A 16,424-nucleotide genomic window follows, 5' to 3' on the forward strand; every position below is an offset into this window, starting at 1 on the left:
AAATGTGAATAAAAAGACCATAGGAATAAACCTTTATATGGCAAGATCGATATATGATACTTTTAAAACATGAAATACAACTATTTATGAATTTATTTTGTTATCTCTAAAATGCTAAGTGATTTCAATTAAAACTCTATATATTAACACGATATAATATATTTAAATAAGAATATTGGCAAAGTATTTGTACTTAAATAACTGATAATCAACAGATCGAATCAACGGAAAACATATATATAATAACTTAAAATCCGAATACTGATAGAATTCGAACATTAATTACAAAAAAGCTGTTATTCCCCTGATTCTTAATCACTTTTCTAAAAAACTATGAAGAACATACTGTTGTTTGGCGCCGGAAAATCGGCCACAAGCCTTATCGACTATTTGTTAACAAATGCACCCCGACAAAAATGGCATGTAACCGTGGCAGATCATGATCTTGCCCTGGTTAAATCCAAAATCGGAAAGTCTTATTATGCAACCGCTACGAGCTTCGATATTAAAGAACAAGATGCCAGACAACAACTGATTCAGGAAACCGATTTAGTTATTTCACTACTTCCTCCACCCCTCCACATTTTTGTAGCAAAGGACTGCCTTCAGTTCAAAAAGAACTTACTCACCGCTTCCTACATAGATCCGGCAGTAAAAGCCTTACAGAAAGAAATTGAAGATGCAGGCATATTGTTCCTCTACGAAATGGGGCTCGACCCGGGAATAGATCATATGTCGGCCATGAAGCTGATTCACTCCATTGAAAAGAAAGGAGGACAGATATTTTCCTTCAAATCTTACTGCGGTGGATTAATATCTCCTGAGAACAACGATAATCCTTGGCAATATAAAGTTACCTGGAATGCCCGCAACATTGTACTCGCTGGCAATTCAGGAGCTATTTTTAAGGAAAAAGGTAAAGTGAAAGAAGTAGCTTATGATCAACTGTTTGATCATAACAAAACCATTCAAATTCCTGGATTAGGTAAGTTGGCTTACTATCCCAACAGGGATTCGATGGGATATATGGAATCCTATAACCTGCACGACTTATCGACCTTCATGCGGGCAACACTCAGATTTCCAGACTTTTGTGAAGGCTGGAATGCATTGATAAAACTTGGCTTGACAGACGACAGCAAAAAAATCGATACAACCCAATTAACCTACAACAATTGGGCTGGTCAGCACGTTGATACTCATGAAAGCTCCCCCGAAGAAAATATGGCGCAGTATCTTGGCGTTAGCAGCAAATCTAAAGTTATCCGACAACTAAAATATCTGGGATTATTCAATACAGAAATCATAAATTTAGGTGAGCAAACAAATGCAGGCATCTTACAGAATCTGGTGGAACAAAAGTTAAAAATGGAACCCACCGATAAGGACATGGTAGTGATGATGCATGAACTTGAATTCGAGCGGCGGAATATGGCTACCAGAATGCACAGTTATATGATTTGTTTGGGTGATGATAATGTGCATACGGCAATGGCTAAAACAGTTGGACTTCCACTGGGCATTATGGCCAAATTATTACTTCAGGAAAAAATTACGCTTAAAGGACTACATATACCGATTCTTCCAGAAATCTATAATCCGGTTCTGAAAGAATTAGAAGAATACGATATCAGGTTTGAAGAAAGCTTCGAGTAAGATATTCTTTCCTATGGTGGACTCTATCGGTAGAAGGATTTGTGATACCTCCCCTTTACGGGGAGGTTTTTTATTTACAGCAAAATATTCAATAGTTCCGCAACACCTTCTGTTGCCGGCTTTTCGATACGATGAATATTCGAATTACCGATGTAAGGAATCTTTCTGTCTATTACATAAACCGGAACTACTTCGGTTACATAATTCAGCAAACTGGCTGCAGGATATACCTGTAAGGATGTACCCACCACCACAAATATATCTGCCTGTAAAACATGCTTAAGGGCCAGTTCAATCATAGGAACAGCCTCACCGAACCAAACAATATGTGGCCTTAACTGGCCACCATCATCTGCCAGATCTCCCATCTTGATATCCTCATACGTTTCATAGATCAATTCTTCATTTGTAACACTACGCATTTTAAAAATTTCTCCATGTAAGTGTATGACAGCTGATGAGCCTCCTCTTTCATGCAGGTCGTCGATATTCTGCGTGATGATCTGCACATCGTACTTTTCTTCCAGTTTTGCCAGGCCAGTATGTGCAGCATTAGGCTGGGCAGCCTTAACGTCGCGGCGGCGGGAATTGTAAAAGTCCTGCACCAGTTGAGGGTTCTTTTCCCAACCTTTAGGGCTGGCAACTTCATACACATCGTACCCTTCCCAAAGACCATCTGAATCTCTGAATGTCCGGAGCCCACTTTCTGCGCTGATGCCTGCTCCGGTAAGCACCACTAATTTTGGTTTCATGAAATTTCGTTTATAGGTTAACGTTAATTAGTACCGATGGTAGCTTTTTTAGCTTTTCTCTTTATTCTCCATCTTCTCACAAAAATATAAAGAAAACCAATAACTATTATATACGGCCATCCACTGGTTAACCATAAAATAAACTCTACCAGGCTATTCCATCCATCCTTAACAGCATCCCATAATTTGCTGATAAAGCCAGGTTGTACCTGATTATTTTTGAAAGTCTGAGTATAAATAACCCTTAAGCTGCTAAAACTTACCTCCTGGTCGATTTGCTTTAACCGGCTTTGCATCGATTCTATACCTCCCCTGACTTCACTTAGCTTCTCTTCTATTTCTATCATTTCATTAACCTTGCCTGCCTTTTTCAACAGCTCGAGATACCGACTTTCCAAAGCTTGTTGGGCATGCATCCTCGCTTCAGTATCTATGTATTCGGATGTTACATCATTCGAATTAATAGTCTTTTCTTCAACGGTTAATGCAATAGCACTCAGGGCATCCAGGCTTTTTTCCAAATTATCGGAAGGCACTTTAAAGGTGACCTCATTTCTCCACTGATACGATTCCCTATTCTCCTTTTCATCACTGGTATATCCTCCAAATTTTTTGATACTATCCAGCACCTGATGCTTGCATTTCTCATATTGATCTGTAGTAAAATGCAGTGTTGCTCTCCTGATCAGTTTAGCAGGAGCTTTGGCTTGTTTGTAAGTTTCATGTTCTGCATCCAAAGGCAAATGAATTTCTTCCATCTTTATTGCATGATTAGCTGCAATTGCAGATGTATGGGAGGAAGAATGCTGACATGCCGTTAAAGTCAGTATTCCAACGATTAAGTAAATTTTTGCGTTCATAGAGTAGGCTTTAGGGTTAGATTCCTGAAATCTTTGAATTCCATAAAGGGGTTGAAAATTTATTAAATAGATTTGAAGAGTTGTTTATATAGTGGTTATATGGGGGAATTGAAGAAATTTTATATTGAATTGATTTCTATTCTCTATAGGATCTAAAATGGTGAATAAACATCCTTGACCGTAGATTGGGCGGGGGCAAGCCCCGCCCCTACAGGGTTTCATCGAAATAATTTTTTTTCTGGTAATTAAATTTCATATTAAAATCAATTCTGGAAAGAAATAATTCTACAATATCGAGCCTGTAATCCGATGAAACCCTGTAGGGGCTGGGCTTGCCACAGCCCTATCTATGGTTAAGGAAAGTTGTCAACCATTTTTGATCCAATACTGAATAGAAATCAATTCAATATAAAATTTCTTCAAATCCCCTAACATAATATCCTGGCACCGGAAACGAATATCTACCAGACTAAAAAAGAGGCAGTCTCTACAAAATAGAAACTGCCTCTTTTTACTCTTATATTCAGTGATTTATTTCATACCGCCCATTTCCATGATCACATCAAACTCTTCGGGAGTGACATTGCAAACAGAGAGTCGGCCTTGTCGGATCAGGGATAGATTAGCCAATTTTTTCTCAGCTTTCATTTGCGTCAGGGTAACTGGTTTTTTAAAGGCTTTGAGTGGCTTCAGATCTACCACTACCCAGTTTGGATCGGGAGTTGTGGGGTCTTGATAACTTTCTTTGGCAACAGTAGCCAGTCCAACGATTTCCAGGCCTTCGTTGCTATGATAAAACAATACCTGATCGTTTTTTTTCATTGCTCTGAGGTTGTTACGTGCCTGATAGTTGCGCACTCCATCCCAGAAGGTAACTTTATCTTTCACAAACTGATCCCAGGAATATTTGAAGGGTTCAGATTTCACCAACCAATAATTCATATTAATCCAATTAAGTTGATCAATTAATAATGTGCTTACCAGCCGCTGGCCAATACGTCAGCGATATGCATTACCTTAATGTTGTTGCCATGTTTGCGGATATAACCATCCAGGTGCATGAGGCAAGACAGGTCGGTAGATATGAGGTATTCGGCACCACTATTAACAGCATTATGAACTTTCTGTTCACCCATATTAACGGAAATTGGTTCGAACTTTACGGCGAAAGTACCGCCAAAACCGCAACAGACTTCACAATCGTTCATTTCTCTCAACTCTAGTCCTTTAACTTTTTCCAGGAGTTTGCGAGGTCCTTGTTTAATTCCACATTCTCTTAAAGCGCCGCAGGCATCATGGTAGGTACCAACGCCATTGAGGGTTGCGCCCAAGTCGGTTACGTGTAAAACATCGGTAAGAAACTCTGTGAATTCGAAGAGGTTCTTTTTCAGGAGTTTCACGTCGTTATGTACAGCAGAATTATCGAAAAGTTTGCCGTAGTAGTTTCTTACAAATCCGGTGCAGGAGCCACTTGGTGCAACGATATAATCGAAAGTCTTAAAATCCTTTATAAATTTTGTGGCAACAGTGCGGCATTCGTCCTGGTATCCGGCGTTATAAGCGGGTTGTCCGCAACAGGTTTGTTCTGTATTGTACATCACATTGCATCCCAGTTTCTCGAGTACTTTCACCATGTTGAAGGCAGTTTCCGGAAACAGTTGATCTACAAAGCATGGTATAAATAGCTGTACATTCATCTTAGTTCTTTTTTGGCTGCATTATTTTCTAGCCAGCTGACGTTGCAAAGCAATCATCTTCAGGGCTGTAATTGCGGCTTCCTCACCTTTGTGACCATGAGCACCACCCAGTCGGTCTAACGCTTGTTGTTCGTTATCCACTGTCAGAATTCCAAATATAACAGGAACGGGTAATTGAAGGTTCAATTGAAGTATACCTTCGGTGACAGCTTTACATACATAGTCGAAATGTGGAGTTTCTCCGCGAATTACGCAACCAAAAGCAATAATAGCGCCAGGTTGATTTCCTGTGCCCACGGTAGCTTCCCAATATTGTTTACATGCGTAAGGTAATTCGAAAGCGCCGGGAACTATTATTTTATCGGCTCTTGAAACATTGTATTGGGTGAGTGCTCTTTCGGAACCTGCTACCAGTTCATTTACGATGGAATCATTCCATTCGGTATACACCATAACAACACTGGCATCCTCTAAATTGAGAATGCCAGCGTCGTTAAGTAAGCTTTTATTATGATCGGACATAAAAACCAATTTAGTAGATGCATAGGAGCCAGGCTCCTTTCATTCTATTAATTTCTTACTTCTCCCAGTCTTGCCAGGTATTTATCCATTTCCAAACCTTCTTTAGATTTAGGAAATTTATCTTTAATTTCTTTGTAGATAGCGATAGCTTCCTGTCCTTTACCTGCTTTTTCCAGAGCCATACCAGCGCGGAACAGGTAGATAGGAGCAGTTAATTCGTTATCGTTATAGTGACCAGCTTTTTTGTAGGAATCAATACCTTCAGCGGTTTTGCCCAGTTCCATGTAAGCATCACCGATTAAGCCGTATGCAGTAGGCTGAAGCATTAAATCGTCTGAACTGAAAGATTTCAGCATTTCGATACCTTTCTGGTAATCTCCCAGGTGCATATAGCATACTCCTGCGCTGTATTTAGCAATGTTACCTGCTTTAGTGCCACCGTATTTATTAATAACCTGCAAAAAGCCATAATTATTACCATCACCGTTCAGAGCCAGTTTAAATGAATCTACAGCAAAGTAGTTTTGAGCATGGAAGATCATTTCCTGAGCTTTAGTTTCATTTGGTTGTTTAATTAAACGGTTATAGCCGAAGAAACCACCAACTACTACCACCGCAGCTACTAATCCGATAGTAATATTCTTTTTGTGTAGTTGGAAGAAATCCTCTACGCGATGCATGGAAGTTTCCAGATCAAAATTTTTTGCAGGTTGAGGTGTTGTGGCTTTATCTTTTGTTGCTGCCATTTTAAGGTGTAATTATGATTTGCTTGGTTATTTAATAGGTATTAATCGCTCACTTCCTAGTTAACACTTAGCCTTTAATAAAGGCAAACTTTAAAATTGTCTTTATTAAAGGCTAAAAAAGCTAACAATTAATTGCTTTAGTCTACGATGAAAGGATAATCTTCCTGAACATAAACATCTTTCAGGAGTTCATTATCATCTGGCCAAGGAGACTCTTCCGCAAAAGTTACGCATTCTTCGACCTCTTGTTTAACTCGTTCGTTGATTGCTTCAATTTCTGCTTCAGTAGCCCATTTATTTTTTTGGATCACTTTCAATACTTCATTGATAGGATCTTTTTCCTTGTATTCTTCTAACTCTTCTTTAGTACGGTATTTAGCCGGATCGCTCATAGAGTGACCACGGTAGCGGTACGTTTTGATTTCGAGGAGAGTTGGACCACCATTTTCGCGTGCGCGTTTTACGGCTCTTTCCACTCCTTCGTGTACGGTTTCACAGCTCATACCATCGATAGAATCGGCAGGCATTTCATAGGCATCTGCGAGTTTGTAAATATCCAGTACATTGGAAGTACGTTCTACTGAAGTACCCATTGCGTACATGTTATTTTCGCAAATGAAGATTACCGGCAGTTTCCAGGTCATTGCCATGTTAAAGGTTTCATGCAGGATACCCTGACGGGCAGCTCCATCACCGAAGAAACAAAGCACAACATTGTCTGTTCCCAGGTATTGTTCTGCAAATGCCAAACCGGCACCTGTACCAATCTGAGCTCCTACAATGCCATGACCGCCATAAAATCCGTGTTCTTTTGAGAAAAAGTGCATACTGCCTCCCTTTCCTTTCGAACAACCGGTTGCTTTTCCATACATTTCTGCCATACAAGCCTTAGCGGAAATTCCTTTTGCAATTGCCAAAGCGTGATCGCGGTATGCAGTAATGAATTTATCCGCAGGTTTTGTTGCTGTCATAGCACCAGCCGCAATTGCTTCCTGTCCTATATATAAGTGACAAAAACCACGGATTTTTTGCATACCATACAATTGGCCTGTCTTTTCTTCAAAGCGGCGCAGCAAAAGCATCAATTCATACCAGTACAGATATGTCTCTTTGGTGAATTTCGTCTTCACGTCTGTTTTAGTTTGCACTCTTTCTAAATTTGTTCGCAAATATAACAGGAAAATCGTAAAATGTAAATATCAATTCTTATTCCCATTAAATTATACAAAATCATCAATTTCAGAGAGTTTTGTATTTAATTGCAGGAAAATCCCGGGCAACTTCGATGTAGCACGGATTTTTGTTACTTATAAAGTGCATTATTTTCGCATATTTTTTATTACGCATAATTTTTTTCTTTGCTTTATATAAATAACATATCGCTCGTTCAGTTCAAAAATTACCAACAATCCTCCTTCGACTTCAAAAGCCGCATTATTGGCATTACTGGCCCTAATGGAACCGGTAAAACCAATCTGCTGGATGCTATATACTATTTATGCTTCACCAGAAGCTATTTCAGCTCAAACGAACAACAAAATACCCAATATACGACCAATGGTTTCCGCTTAACCGGAACTTTCCAGAAAAACGGGCAAACCGAAAAAGTAATCTGCGTGGTAAAAGACGGGAAAAAGGAAATCAGCCTGAATGATGAAAAATATGACAGATTTTCCAGACATCTGGGCCAATTTCCCGCTGTGATAATCGCCCCGGACGATGCAGAAATCATTCTTGGAGGTAGTGAGGACAGACGCAAATGGCTCGATAGCCTCCTGTCTCAGCTCTATCCCGAATACCTAGATCATCTGATCGTTTACCAGAAAATTCTGCTACAAAGAAATACATTGCTTAAAAATATGGCTGATACCGCCAACCCGGATCAGCTCCTTGATATTTTTGACCTGCAACTGGTCATGCACGGACAACCCGTTCATGAAACCCGCAGGCACTTCCTGCAATCGTTTATCCCTAAAGTACAGGAGCTATACGATTATATAGCGGGTACCCATGAAACAGTAAGCATTCAATATGCCAGTACACTTACAGAGGAACCTTTCGCTACCCAGTTAACTGCAGCCAGATATAAAGATATGCAGGTACAAAGAACCACTACAGGTATACACCGGGATGATATGCTATTCCTTTTAAACGGATACCCGATGAAATCCAGTGCTTCTCAGGGCCAGCGGAAAAGTTTTCTGTTTGCATTAAAACTGGCTCAATTTGAGGTACTTAAACAGTTAAAACAAATGCCTCCTCTCCTTTTGCTGGATGATATTTTTGAAAAATTAGATCAGGCAAGAATCAGCAGGTTAATAAACCTGGTAGCCGGAAAAGAATATGGACAAGTCTTTATTACCGATACACATGCGGAAAGACTTCAGACCGCCTTTAGCAATACAGCAGCCGACTTGCAACTGATTGCCATAGCCTGAAAATTTATTACGAATAACGTCTGTCAAACGTCATTCGTAATAAATTTTCCATAGCTTCGCATAAAATCAATTTATCGTCTACCCATGCGCCACGGAACTACCAGTATTGGAGATGCCCTCAGGGAATTTGTGAACAAGAGCCGGTTGAAACCCCGTCTTACCGAAGTGCGTATTCAGGAAAACTGGGAGCAAATGATGGGCAAAACAATAGCCCGTTATACCCAAAGCGTACAACTTATCGACAATAAATTAATTGTTACTACAACGGTAGCCCCTTTAAAGCAGGAATTGAATTATTCGAAAGAGAAGATCATCAAACTGGTAAATGAAATGCTGGGAGAATCCATAGTTAGGGAAGTGATGATCAAGTGATGTTTATTAATTGTTTGAAGCAAACTGCTTCACCAGTTTATTTACGTCTGAGATTTTTAGTGTAGTCTCCAGATTTACTATTACAAAATCATTCTGATCCTGCACCAACATCACCACATTACCCAATTCATCATCATTATTGCTTTTATTTAGTACCTGCACCAGGTTTTCTTTATCTCTTACTTCCATCAACATATCAAAATGATCGTTGCGGCGTAAAGTGTTTTTCAGGTCCGTAATATCCTGTGGATCTATCAAACTGCCTTTGGAATTGGAAATAGTATAGATCTTTACTTTTCTAACATTATCCAGTGTATTCTTTACCGTAGTTGCATCGTCACTATCATCAAATGTCAGGCAAAAGCTAAGCAGTTTGAGTTTTAATCCTCCCATACTGAAAGTCTGAGTCTCAGCATTGTTTTTATACTTTTCTTTGAATGCCTTTATAGATTTGGTTTGGGCTTGTGTTGTTGCTACACCTAGTAAACAACCTAAAGCAATAATGTATTTTTTCATAAGGTTATTTTTTTCTGACATTTTTCAATTTGTCCATTCCCTGAATATTCACAGCTCCTGCAATCTGAGAAATTTCATTCAGATCAATTTCCCCTACGAGGCTCATTACCATAAATTCATCTGTACCGTTTACCAGCATAATAAGCTCATTAATATTCCCTCTGCTGTTTTCCTTTACCATGAATTTCAGGTCGCTGGTTTTATCTCTGACCGTCATCAACTCCTCATAATCACTTCCCAGGAAAGCGCTTGCTTCTTTATATAAGCGCGGTCCGTCTTTCGTATTTTCTCTGGCAAGGATTCTAAGACCTTTCAGTTTTTTGATCACAGTCATCAGGTTTTTAGAATCCGGATCGCTGGCATCTAGTTTGGCAAACATTCCAAACATCTTTGGTGTAATGGTTACCACTGTAAAATTGCGGTCGTTTTCATACTTCTGAAAAAATCGCTCTGCTACACTCGCCTGCTGTTGCGCATGGAGGTGGAAGCTGGCAAAGACCGCCATTAGTAAAAAAAGAAATCGTTTCATCTTTCGTTATATTTATCAGTGTTTTAGAATGACCTATGTTAATTTTTTCCTTCTATCATTTCTGTTGCCTCATTGAAATAAGAGATCTTTTGCATTTGATTAGTTCCCTTATTCAGGTTTTTAGCCAGAAGTTTTAATGCCTTCTTAGTTTCTTCCAAAGCATTTTTAGGATTATCCAGATCTGACTGATATGCGAAATCACCAGTTGCCTGTCTTTCTCCCCTATGTTGGAAAGTATAACCAATACCGACGGCCATCAGGAGTATGGCGGCATACTTCATCCAATGTCTGAATGGCGAGAGCTTAACCACCTTAGCTGCCGGAGCTTTAGTTTCTTCTTCAGGCCAGGACAATTGTTTCTCTGATTCGATATGGAGATATTGAAAAAGAGGAGCAGCTTCCAGTAACTCAGGAGGAAGATTGGCATGCGAACTGCTGAAGAACTCACGTAGTGTGGCTTCTTCCTCCAGGGAGGTTTCTCCTTCCCAATACTTTTCCAGTAGTTCGCTGATTACTTTATATTCCATATACCTGAAGATTTTGAAGTTTCTCCCGAACGGCTTTTCTCGCCCGGTGTAAATTCACTTTCACGTCGTTCATCTCTAAATCGAGTATTTCTGCTATTTCCTGATAAGAATGTCCGTCAATGTCTCTTAACTGCAAAATGGTTTTATATTTTTCGGGTAAAGCATTAATTGTTGCATGCACTTTACTCATAACATCATTTTGCTCACTAACGGTATAAGGATTGCTCTGATGACTGGCAGCAACTTCTCCGGCATGGTCAAGATCGTCGTGGCGCCTGTACTTTCTTGACTTCAGCTTATCCAGGGCCAGGTTGCGGGTAATCCGCATACACCAGGCCTCCGTATTTTGCAGTTCTGCCATCTTTTCCTGCATATCCCACACTTTCATCAACGCATCCTGAGTAATATCCTGGGCATCTTCCTCATTGCCAAGCAGGCGGTAAGCAAAGCGATAAAGCTTTTGCCTGACAGGTACTACTTGGGAAAGGAATCGTTCTAATGACATTTCAGAATAGTGCGTTTGATAAGAAGACGACTATAAAATGGAGATGTTACAAAAAATAATAAAAAAAATTTTTTGAGCTACTCCAGCTTAATGCGAGGGTCTATCCAGGTATATAACAAATCAGCCAGGATATTGACTATTACGAAAATACCGGCGGTAAAAAGAATGGCGCCCATTACAACCGGGAAATCGAATTTATCGAGGGCATCTACGGTAATTTTACCTATTCCCTTCCATCCGAAAATATATTCTACGAAGAAAGCACCTGCCAATAGTTCTGCAAACCAACCGGTTATAGCAGTAATAACAGGGTTTAAAGCATTTGGAAGCGCATGGTGCCAGATGACACGGGAGGGTGACAACCCTTTTGCGTAGGCCGTACGAATAAAATCCTGGTGCAATACATCCAGCATAGCGCTGCGGGTTAACTGTACAATTATAGCAAGTGGACGAATACCAAGTGTTATTGCAGGAAGTATAAGATTACTGAGATTCAATACCTTTCCTTTGAAAGGATCTACATCGAAGAGGCTTCCGGTCATATGCAAACCTGTATAGTCGCTAAGTACGAAGCCAAAAAGGTAGGCCAGCACTATTCCGGCAAAAAATGAAGGAGCAGAAATACCAGCCACACTGGCTAAAACGGCGCCAGTATCCATCCAGGTATTCTGTTTCACGGCAGATATTACTCCTAACCCAATTCCCAGGATCGTTGCCAGCAGCATTGCTGCAGTAGCAAGGATCAGTGTTCCGGGCAAAGCTTCAAAGAGCATATCCCACACAGGCTTTTTACTCTGGTAGGATCTACGGAGATTAGGTGTTTTTAATGCTATGGTTTTATCATTCCCGATGGAAAACAGACTAATAGCCTGTAAACCTTCCCGTTTCGCGGAACTATCTACAACCCCAATGGGCGACAGATCATTTATATAATATAAGAACTGCACCCCGGCCGGCTGGTCGAGATGCAGTTCTTTTCTAACATTTTCAAGTGATGTGACATCTGCCCTCTGGCCTAAAGTAAGGCGGGCGGGATCTCCAGGCAATACATTGAACAATATAAAGACCAGTACCACTACTCCTAGAAGAACCAGTGCCCCGTAACCTATTTTTCTGAGCAGAAATTGAAACATTACTTATGGAATATCATGATAGGACCATTTGCCTTTAATAACACCATGGTCCAGTAAAATTAAAGTAGGATTGCTTCTACCTGCCGTTTTAATAGCCACACCATCCATCTGTACAAATGGGAATTCGAGGCCATGCTGCTGTTTAAAAGCGTTGATTTCTTCTTTGGTAGAGGCACTTACCCCGTAGATGAAAACCTTCTCACCTTTCCATTGCTGTTGTATAGCTTTTATCTTATCGTCCCATCCCGAACCGGCTTTCGATACGTTTTGAACGAGGAACAGGTAAACTGGCTCTGTAGCAGAAAGAATGGCCTGGGTTTGATTCACACCATCAGCATCTGTAAGGATAAAGTCTTTGATTGCAGGTTCAGCATTTCCTTTCTGTATGAGTTTATCTTTACGGTCTACAAATTTCCAGGTACTATCTTCCCAAGGGTAATTGCTTTCAGAGAATTCTTTCTTCTGTCCATCCTTTTCATAAACGAATACCATTTCATATACATCAGGTTTTGCACCAGGAGGCAGTTTCATCTTTTCCGGAATACTATTTCCTACTTTATATGGCAGGCAATCGATAAATGGTAAATGTTTAAGTACATACCATTGAATGCCAAAAGACAAAATAGTTGCCAGGAGCACTACTATTCCGGTACCTTTAAATAAAGGATTGATAGATTTTCTATAGAAGAATATTACAAGGATCATTACCAGCAACGCCACATCTTTCCAGAAGGTTTCAACGGCAGTTAGCTTAATACAATCTCCAAAACATCCACATTCGCGGATAGTTCCACTGAATAATGCGAATGCAGTCAGGAAAGTAAAGAAGATGATCAACAATAGTAAGAGAAAAGAAAAGATGCGCATTCTGTATCCTATCAATACAGCTACCCCGGCAACAATTTCAAATACATTCATACATACAGAGAATGCAAGAGAATATGGAGAGAGAAAAGTAAGGTGCAGCACCTCAAAGAACTCTTCCATCTTGTAGCTTAAGCCAAGCGGATCATTTGCCTTGATAAGGCCGGAGAAAATAAATAAAACTCCAACGATTATACGAAGCAGGTTAAGGATAATTCTCATAAAATAGTTTAATGGTTAAATGTAAACATGAAGATACTTACAAAGCGCCTTTACAACTCATTAGATTTTGATGAGCGCGAAGATGGCGTAGTTGATAATATCAACATAATTAGCATCAATTCCTTCTGAGATCAACGTTTTGCCTTCATTACGAAGGATTTGTTTTATTCTCAGCAACTTGGTAAGAATCAGATCAGTAAAGGATTCCTGGCTCATGTCTCTCCACGCTTCTCCATAGTCATGGTTCTTCGCTTCCATTACCGATTGAACAAATGCTATTTTCTCATTATATAGCTTTTCAACGGTATCAACAGGTAAATCGGCATATGGATTCCCTGTTTGTTCGAGTTGAATGAGTCCTATAATACCGTAGTTTACAATACCTTTGAATTCTCCTTCGATATTGTCGGCTACTTTCTGGGTACCCAGTTCCTGAATATTTCTTATTCTCTGAGCTTTGATAAAGATCTGATCTACCACTGAAATGGGGCGTAATACGCGCCAGGAAGTACCATAATCTTTAGTTTTTTTGAGAAAAATCTCTTTACATGAATCAACTGCGGCTTGGTATTGTTCTAATGTATTCATAGTTTTTTTGAAGAATGAAGGCTTATAAATCAATCATTCCTAATTCTTTATTCTTAGATTTGCTGGCAAAATAAAGAATTTCGGTTAAACGCCCGGAACTATATGAAAAATCAGCAGCAAAAGGCTGCATTCCCTGACGCTTCAAAATATTTGCATGACATCAAACCATATCCCCTCTTCACCATTAACAATCAATTGTAAAGGGCAATTGTTATCCCTGGCCACACCTGTAGTCATGGGAATCATAAACATTACTGATGACTCATTTTACGAAAGTGCCGGAACGCATGAAATACATAAAGTAATAGAAAAAGCGGTACAACATCTGGCTGCCGGAGCAGGAATTTTGGATTTAGGGGCTCAAAGTACCAGGCCAGGAGCAGAAATGATTGGGCCAGAAGAAGAATTACGGAGATTATTGCCAGCGATACACGGAATCTTAAATCGTTTTCCCAAAGCAATCATCTCAGTTGATACCTGGTATGCAGAAGTTGCAAAAAAAACTGTGATGGCGGGAGCGGCTGTTATCAATGATGTAAGTGCAGGTGATATGGATCCGGAGATGATAGGAATTGTTGGAAAGCTCCAGGTTCCTTATATTGCTATGCATATGCAGGGGAAACCTGCTACAATGCAGGAAAAGCCTCAGTATAATAATGTAGTCACGGAAGTGCTTGATTATTTAAAACAAAAGCTGGCGGTTTGCAGGGCAGCAGGAATTAAGGACTTCATCGCAGATCCGGGTTTTGGATTTGGAAAGACATTAGCCCATAACTATACCTTAATGAACCATCTACATCTCTTCAATGAAGTATTAGGCGTACCGGTGTTAACAGGGATTTCGAGGAAATCAATGATTTATAAGTTATTGGAAACAGGCCCGAATGATTCTCTGAATGGAACAACCGTATTAAACACTATTGCCTTGCAAAAAGGTACTCAAATTTTAAGGGTACATGATGTAAAAGAAGCCGTAGAAGCAGTAAAAATAACAGAGATTATGAATGGATCTAATTAAAACAGCTATTTTAAACAGTATGAAGGAAGTTATAAATTTTTATGGAGTGGAATTCCGGTGGCTGGATGTAATTGATTTGCTAATTGTGGTTTTGTTGATTATCCAGTTATACAGGTTATTAAAAGGTAGTTTAGCCTTCAATATTTTCGTGGGGTTGTTGATGGTCTACGCAGCTTACTTTCTGGTAAGATTTTTACAGATGCCTATCTTGACCAACATCCTGCAAAACTTTATCAATGTAGGAATCATTGCCATTATAATCATTTTTCAACCAGAGATTCGTAAGTTTTTGCTGGTTCTTGGTAAAAAGACACCCCTGAGTAAGGATAGCTTTTTCACCAAGTTGTTCTTACCTGATAAATTTAAAAGTTACAAAGAGGAAGAGAATATTATTAATGAGATTATTGTAGCTATTAGCCGGATGCAGAGTACTTATACGGGAGCGCTGATAATATTGGCCACCACCTATAGGGTAAAGTTCGACTCCGCGGCCAGTATTCCAATAGATGGTAACGTGAGTGCCAAGTTATTGGAAAGTATTTTTGAAAAGCATAGTCCACTTCATGATGGTGCAGTAATTATCGTAGGTAATAAGATTCTGGCGGCCAAGGTGATTCTGCCGGTATCAGAGAACCCGAATTTACCTACGAGGGTTGGGTTGCGTCACCGGTCGGCAGTAGGGATTACCGAGCATAGTGATAATCTGGCTATCATTGTTTCAGAGGAAAGAGGAACAGTCTCTTATGCGATGGATGGAGTACTGACGCAGGATGTATCACTGGAAGACCTGAAGGTGAAATTATATGAGATTTTGATAGATGGATATTCCTGATAATATGGGGAGCTGGTATAAATGGGGTAATGAAAATTTCCGGTCCATACCAAAAGCACCCAATAATGGCAATAATTACCGGACCATTAAAGCACCCCAAAAATAATGATGGAGATATTTTCCTTACAGTATCCACTAAAAAAAGAAGGATTTGAGATTGAGCCATTTACACTGGAACGTGGGGCAATATATAAAGTAATTGGCCCCTTCCAGCTGCAACAATATCTGCTTGGAAGGGCATATAAAAAACATTTTTCCCTGCATGGAAAAGCCAAAGTTATATACTCCCATCGTGCAGAAGGTTTTCGTTGGAAAAATGTCAGGTTCCTGCTCGAAAAGAGAAGGGGCGCTTCCGTTGCTGATTTCTTCATGCAATCATTAAATTTACCAGATGATACAACAATAGATAACCTAAGTGGAACTTCCAGCATCAATTTATTCAACTTCGAATTAAATTATGACAGGTTCGATCTTTTCTATTTTATTGAACTGGGATACGACCCCGTTGGTACTGATCTCTTATATCAGTACATGCGGCTCCGCATTAACCAGGATAAGTGCTTTATCGTTCAGGATGTGTGGGCAACAGGCAAAGAACTGGATAAAATAACACTTACCAAGTTGTAGCAGTTGTACAGAACGTTCCT

General features: G+C 39.8%; 20 protein-coding genes. 6 read left to right on the forward strand and 14 right to left on the reverse strand.

The features are described from left to right. Positions 1-333 precede the first annotated feature (333 nt). Positions 334-1,656 carry a saccharopine dehydrogenase C-terminal domain-containing protein gene (locus tag DVR12_RS25195; protein ID WP_116978584.1) on the forward strand — a complete coding sequence of 441 codons (1,323 nt, stop codon included), beginning with the start codon at positions 334-336 and terminating at the stop codon, positions 1,654-1,656. Between the two features lie 74 nt (positions 1,657-1,730). Here DVR12_RS25195 and DVR12_RS25200 read toward each other — a convergent pair whose 3' ends face one another. The 7 genes from DVR12_RS25200 to pdhA form a co-directional block, all read right to left on the reverse strand. Continuing rightward, the gene (locus DVR12_RS25200; protein ID WP_116978585.1) at positions 1,731-2,408 is read right to left on the reverse strand and encodes an SIR2 family NAD-dependent protein deacylase; all 678 of its coding nucleotides are present in this window, start codon (positions 2,406-2,408) and stop codon (positions 1,731-1,733) included. 23 nt (positions 2,409-2,431) lie between these two features. After that, positions 2,432-3,268, reverse strand: a complete 837-nt coding sequence (locus DVR12_RS25205; protein ID WP_116978586.1) for a DUF4349 domain-containing protein — start codon at positions 3,266-3,268, stop codon at positions 2,432-2,434. Between the two features lie 531 nt (positions 3,269-3,799). Continuing rightward, positions 3,800-4,210 (reverse strand): EVE domain-containing protein, encoded by a 411-nt coding sequence (locus tag DVR12_RS25210; protein ID WP_116978587.1) that lies wholly within the window; start codon positions 4,208-4,210, stop codon positions 3,800-3,802. 35 nt (positions 4,211-4,245) lie between these two features. Continuing rightward, positions 4,246-4,965 carry a (Fe-S)-binding protein gene (locus DVR12_RS25215; RefSeq protein WP_116978588.1) on the reverse strand — a complete coding sequence of 240 codons (720 nt, stop codon included), beginning with the start codon at positions 4,963-4,965 and terminating at the stop codon, positions 4,246-4,248. A 21-nt stretch (positions 4,966-4,986) separates the two neighbouring features. Further along, the gene (gene ribH / locus DVR12_RS25220) at positions 4,987-5,487 is read right to left on the reverse strand and encodes a 6,7-dimethyl-8-ribityllumazine synthase (protein WP_116978589.1); all 501 of its coding nucleotides are present in this window, start codon (positions 5,485-5,487) and stop codon (positions 4,987-4,989) included. 47 nt (positions 5,488-5,534) lie between these two features. Then, on the reverse strand, positions 5,535-6,233 hold the full coding sequence (locus DVR12_RS25225; protein WP_116978590.1) for a tetratricopeptide repeat protein: 699 nt from the start codon (positions 6,231-6,233) through the stop codon (positions 5,535-5,537). Between the two features lie 137 nt (positions 6,234-6,370). Further along, the gene (gene pdhA / locus DVR12_RS25230; RefSeq protein ID WP_116978591.1) at positions 6,371-7,363 is read right to left on the reverse strand and encodes a pyruvate dehydrogenase (acetyl-transferring) E1 component subunit alpha; all 993 of its coding nucleotides are present in this window, start codon (positions 7,361-7,363) and stop codon (positions 6,371-6,373) included. A 228-nt stretch (positions 7,364-7,591) separates the two neighbouring features. On the opposite strand from pdhA, the gene recF reads away from it, so the two are divergent. Both recF and DVR12_RS25240 read left to right on the forward strand, forming a co-directional pair. Further along, entirely contained in the window at positions 7,592-8,671 is a 1,080-nt protein-coding gene (recF, locus tag DVR12_RS25235) for a DNA replication/repair protein RecF (RefSeq protein ID WP_116978592.1), read from the forward strand. A gap of 84 nt (positions 8,672-8,755) precedes the next feature. Beyond that, on the forward strand, positions 8,756-9,043 hold the full coding sequence (locus tag DVR12_RS25240; protein WP_116978593.1) for a DUF721 domain-containing protein: 288 nt from the start codon (positions 8,756-8,758) through the stop codon (positions 9,041-9,043). Positions 9,044-9,049: 6 nt separating this feature from the next. Here DVR12_RS25240 and DVR12_RS25245 read toward each other — a convergent pair whose 3' ends face one another. The 7 genes from DVR12_RS25245 to DVR12_RS25275 all read right to left on the reverse strand — a co-directional run bounded on the left by DVR12_RS25245 (position 9,050) and on the right by DVR12_RS25275 (position 13,927). Continuing rightward, positions 9,050-9,559 (reverse strand): DUF4252 domain-containing protein, encoded by a 510-nt coding sequence (locus tag DVR12_RS25245; RefSeq protein WP_158563369.1) that lies wholly within the window; start codon positions 9,557-9,559, stop codon positions 9,050-9,052. A 4-nt stretch (positions 9,560-9,563) separates the two neighbouring features. After that, positions 9,564-10,088, reverse strand: a complete 525-nt coding sequence (locus tag DVR12_RS25250) for a DUF4252 domain-containing protein (RefSeq protein WP_116978595.1) — start codon at positions 10,086-10,088, stop codon at positions 9,564-9,566. 38 nt (positions 10,089-10,126) lie between these two features. Continuing rightward, positions 10,127-10,615 carry a hypothetical protein gene (locus DVR12_RS25255; RefSeq protein WP_116978596.1) on the reverse strand — a complete coding sequence of 163 codons (489 nt, stop codon included), beginning with the start codon at positions 10,613-10,615 and terminating at the stop codon, positions 10,127-10,129. Further along, positions 10,605-11,120 (reverse strand): RNA polymerase sigma factor, encoded by a 516-nt coding sequence (locus tag DVR12_RS25260; RefSeq protein ID WP_116978597.1) that lies wholly within the window; start codon positions 11,118-11,120, stop codon positions 10,605-10,607. The genes DVR12_RS25255 and DVR12_RS25260 overlap by 11 nt, the downstream gene beginning before the upstream one ends. A gap of 77 nt (positions 11,121-11,197) precedes the next feature. Next, positions 11,198-12,253: an ABC transporter permease gene (locus DVR12_RS25265; protein WP_116978598.1), complete on the reverse strand. Its 1,056-nt coding sequence runs from the start codon at positions 12,251-12,253 to the stop codon at positions 11,198-11,200. 3 nt (positions 12,254-12,256) lie between these two features. Further along, positions 12,257-13,339 (reverse strand): BT_3928 family protein, encoded by a 1,083-nt coding sequence (locus DVR12_RS25270; RefSeq protein ID WP_116978599.1) that lies wholly within the window; start codon positions 13,337-13,339, stop codon positions 12,257-12,259. Between the two features lie 60 nt (positions 13,340-13,399). Then, positions 13,400-13,927 carry a DUF1599 domain-containing protein gene (locus DVR12_RS25275; RefSeq protein ID WP_116978613.1) on the reverse strand — a complete coding sequence of 176 codons (528 nt, stop codon included), beginning with the start codon at positions 13,925-13,927 and terminating at the stop codon, positions 13,400-13,402. A gap of 154 nt (positions 13,928-14,081) precedes the next feature. Between DVR12_RS25275 and folP the strand changes: the two genes are divergently transcribed. The 3 genes from folP (at position 14,082) to DVR12_RS25290 (ending at position 16,404) form a co-directional block, all read left to right on the forward strand. Further along, entirely contained in the window at positions 14,082-14,945 is an 864-nt protein-coding gene (gene folP / locus DVR12_RS25280) for a dihydropteroate synthase (RefSeq protein WP_116978600.1), read from the forward strand. Positions 14,946-14,964: 19 nt separating this feature from the next. Next, positions 14,965-15,777 carry a diadenylate cyclase gene (locus tag DVR12_RS25285; RefSeq protein ID WP_158563370.1) on the forward strand — a complete coding sequence of 271 codons (813 nt, stop codon included), beginning with the start codon at positions 14,965-14,967 and terminating at the stop codon, positions 15,775-15,777. 105 nt (positions 15,778-15,882) lie between these two features. Then, positions 15,883-16,404, forward strand: coding sequence for a hypothetical protein (locus DVR12_RS25290; protein WP_116978602.1), 522 nt, complete (start codon positions 15,883-15,885; stop codon positions 16,402-16,404). Positions 16,405-16,424 lie beyond the last annotated feature (20 nt).

The sequence above is a fragment of the Chitinophaga silvatica genome, from assembly GCF_003419895.1.
GTDB classification, from domain to species: Bacteria; Bacteroidota; Bacteroidia; order Chitinophagales; family Chitinophagaceae; genus Chitinophaga; species Chitinophaga silvatica.

Coding starts and splice junctions, on each gene's coding strand:
- DVR12_RS25195 (WP_116978584.1), top strand. CDS start 334: ATGAAGAACATACTGTTGTTTGGCGCCGGAAAATCGGCCACAAGCCTT.
- DVR12_RS25200 (WP_116978585.1), bottom strand. CDS start 2,408: ATGAAACCAAAATTAGTGGTGCTTACCGGAGCAGGCATCAGCGCAGAA.
- DVR12_RS25205 (WP_116978586.1), bottom strand. CDS start 3,268: ATGAACGCAAAAATTTACTTAATCGTTGGAATACTGACTTTAACGGCA.
- DVR12_RS25210 (WP_116978587.1), bottom strand. CDS start 4,210: ATGAATTATTGGTTGGTGAAATCTGAACCCTTCAAATATTCCTGGGAT.
- DVR12_RS25215 (WP_116978588.1), bottom strand. CDS start 4,965: ATGAATGTACAGCTATTTATACCATGCTTTGTAGATCAACTGTTTCCG.
- ribH (WP_116978589.1), bottom strand. CDS start 5,487: ATGTCCGATCATAATAAAAGCTTACTTAACGACGCTGGCATTCTCAAT.
- DVR12_RS25225 (WP_116978590.1), bottom strand. CDS start 6,233: ATGGCAGCAACAAAAGATAAAGCCACAACACCTCAACCTGCAAAAAAT.
- DVR12_RS25240 (WP_116978593.1), top strand. CDS start 8,756: ATGCGCCACGGAACTACCAGTATTGGAGATGCCCTCAGGGAATTTGTG.
- DVR12_RS25245 (WP_158563369.1), bottom strand. CDS start 9,559: ATGAAAAAATACATTATTGCTTTAGGTTGTTTACTAGGTGTAGCAACA.
- DVR12_RS25250 (WP_116978595.1), bottom strand. CDS start 10,088: ATGAAACGATTTCTTTTTTTACTAATGGCGGTCTTTGCCAGCTTCCAC.
- DVR12_RS25255 (WP_116978596.1), bottom strand. CDS start 10,615: ATGGAATATAAAGTAATCAGCGAACTACTGGAAAAGTATTGGGAAGGA.
- DVR12_RS25260 (WP_116978597.1), bottom strand. CDS start 11,120: ATGTCATTAGAACGATTCCTTTCCCAAGTAGTACCTGTCAGGCAAAAG.
- DVR12_RS25265 (WP_116978598.1), bottom strand. CDS start 12,253: ATGTTTCAATTTCTGCTCAGAAAAATAGGTTACGGGGCACTGGTTCTT.
- DVR12_RS25270 (WP_116978599.1), bottom strand. CDS start 13,339: ATGAGAATTATCCTTAACCTGCTTCGTATAATCGTTGGAGTTTTATTT.
- DVR12_RS25275 (WP_116978613.1), bottom strand. CDS start 13,927: ATGAATACATTAGAACAATACCAAGCCGCAGTTGATTCATGTAAAGAG.
- folP (WP_116978600.1), top strand. CDS start 14,082: ATGACATCAAACCATATCCCCTCTTCACCATTAACAATCAATTGTAAA.
- DVR12_RS25285 (WP_158563370.1), top strand. CDS start 14,965: ATGAAGGAAGTTATAAATTTTTATGGAGTGGAATTCCGGTGGCTGGAT.
- DVR12_RS25290 (WP_116978602.1), top strand. CDS start 15,883: ATGATGGAGATATTTTCCTTACAGTATCCACTAAAAAAAGAAGGATTT.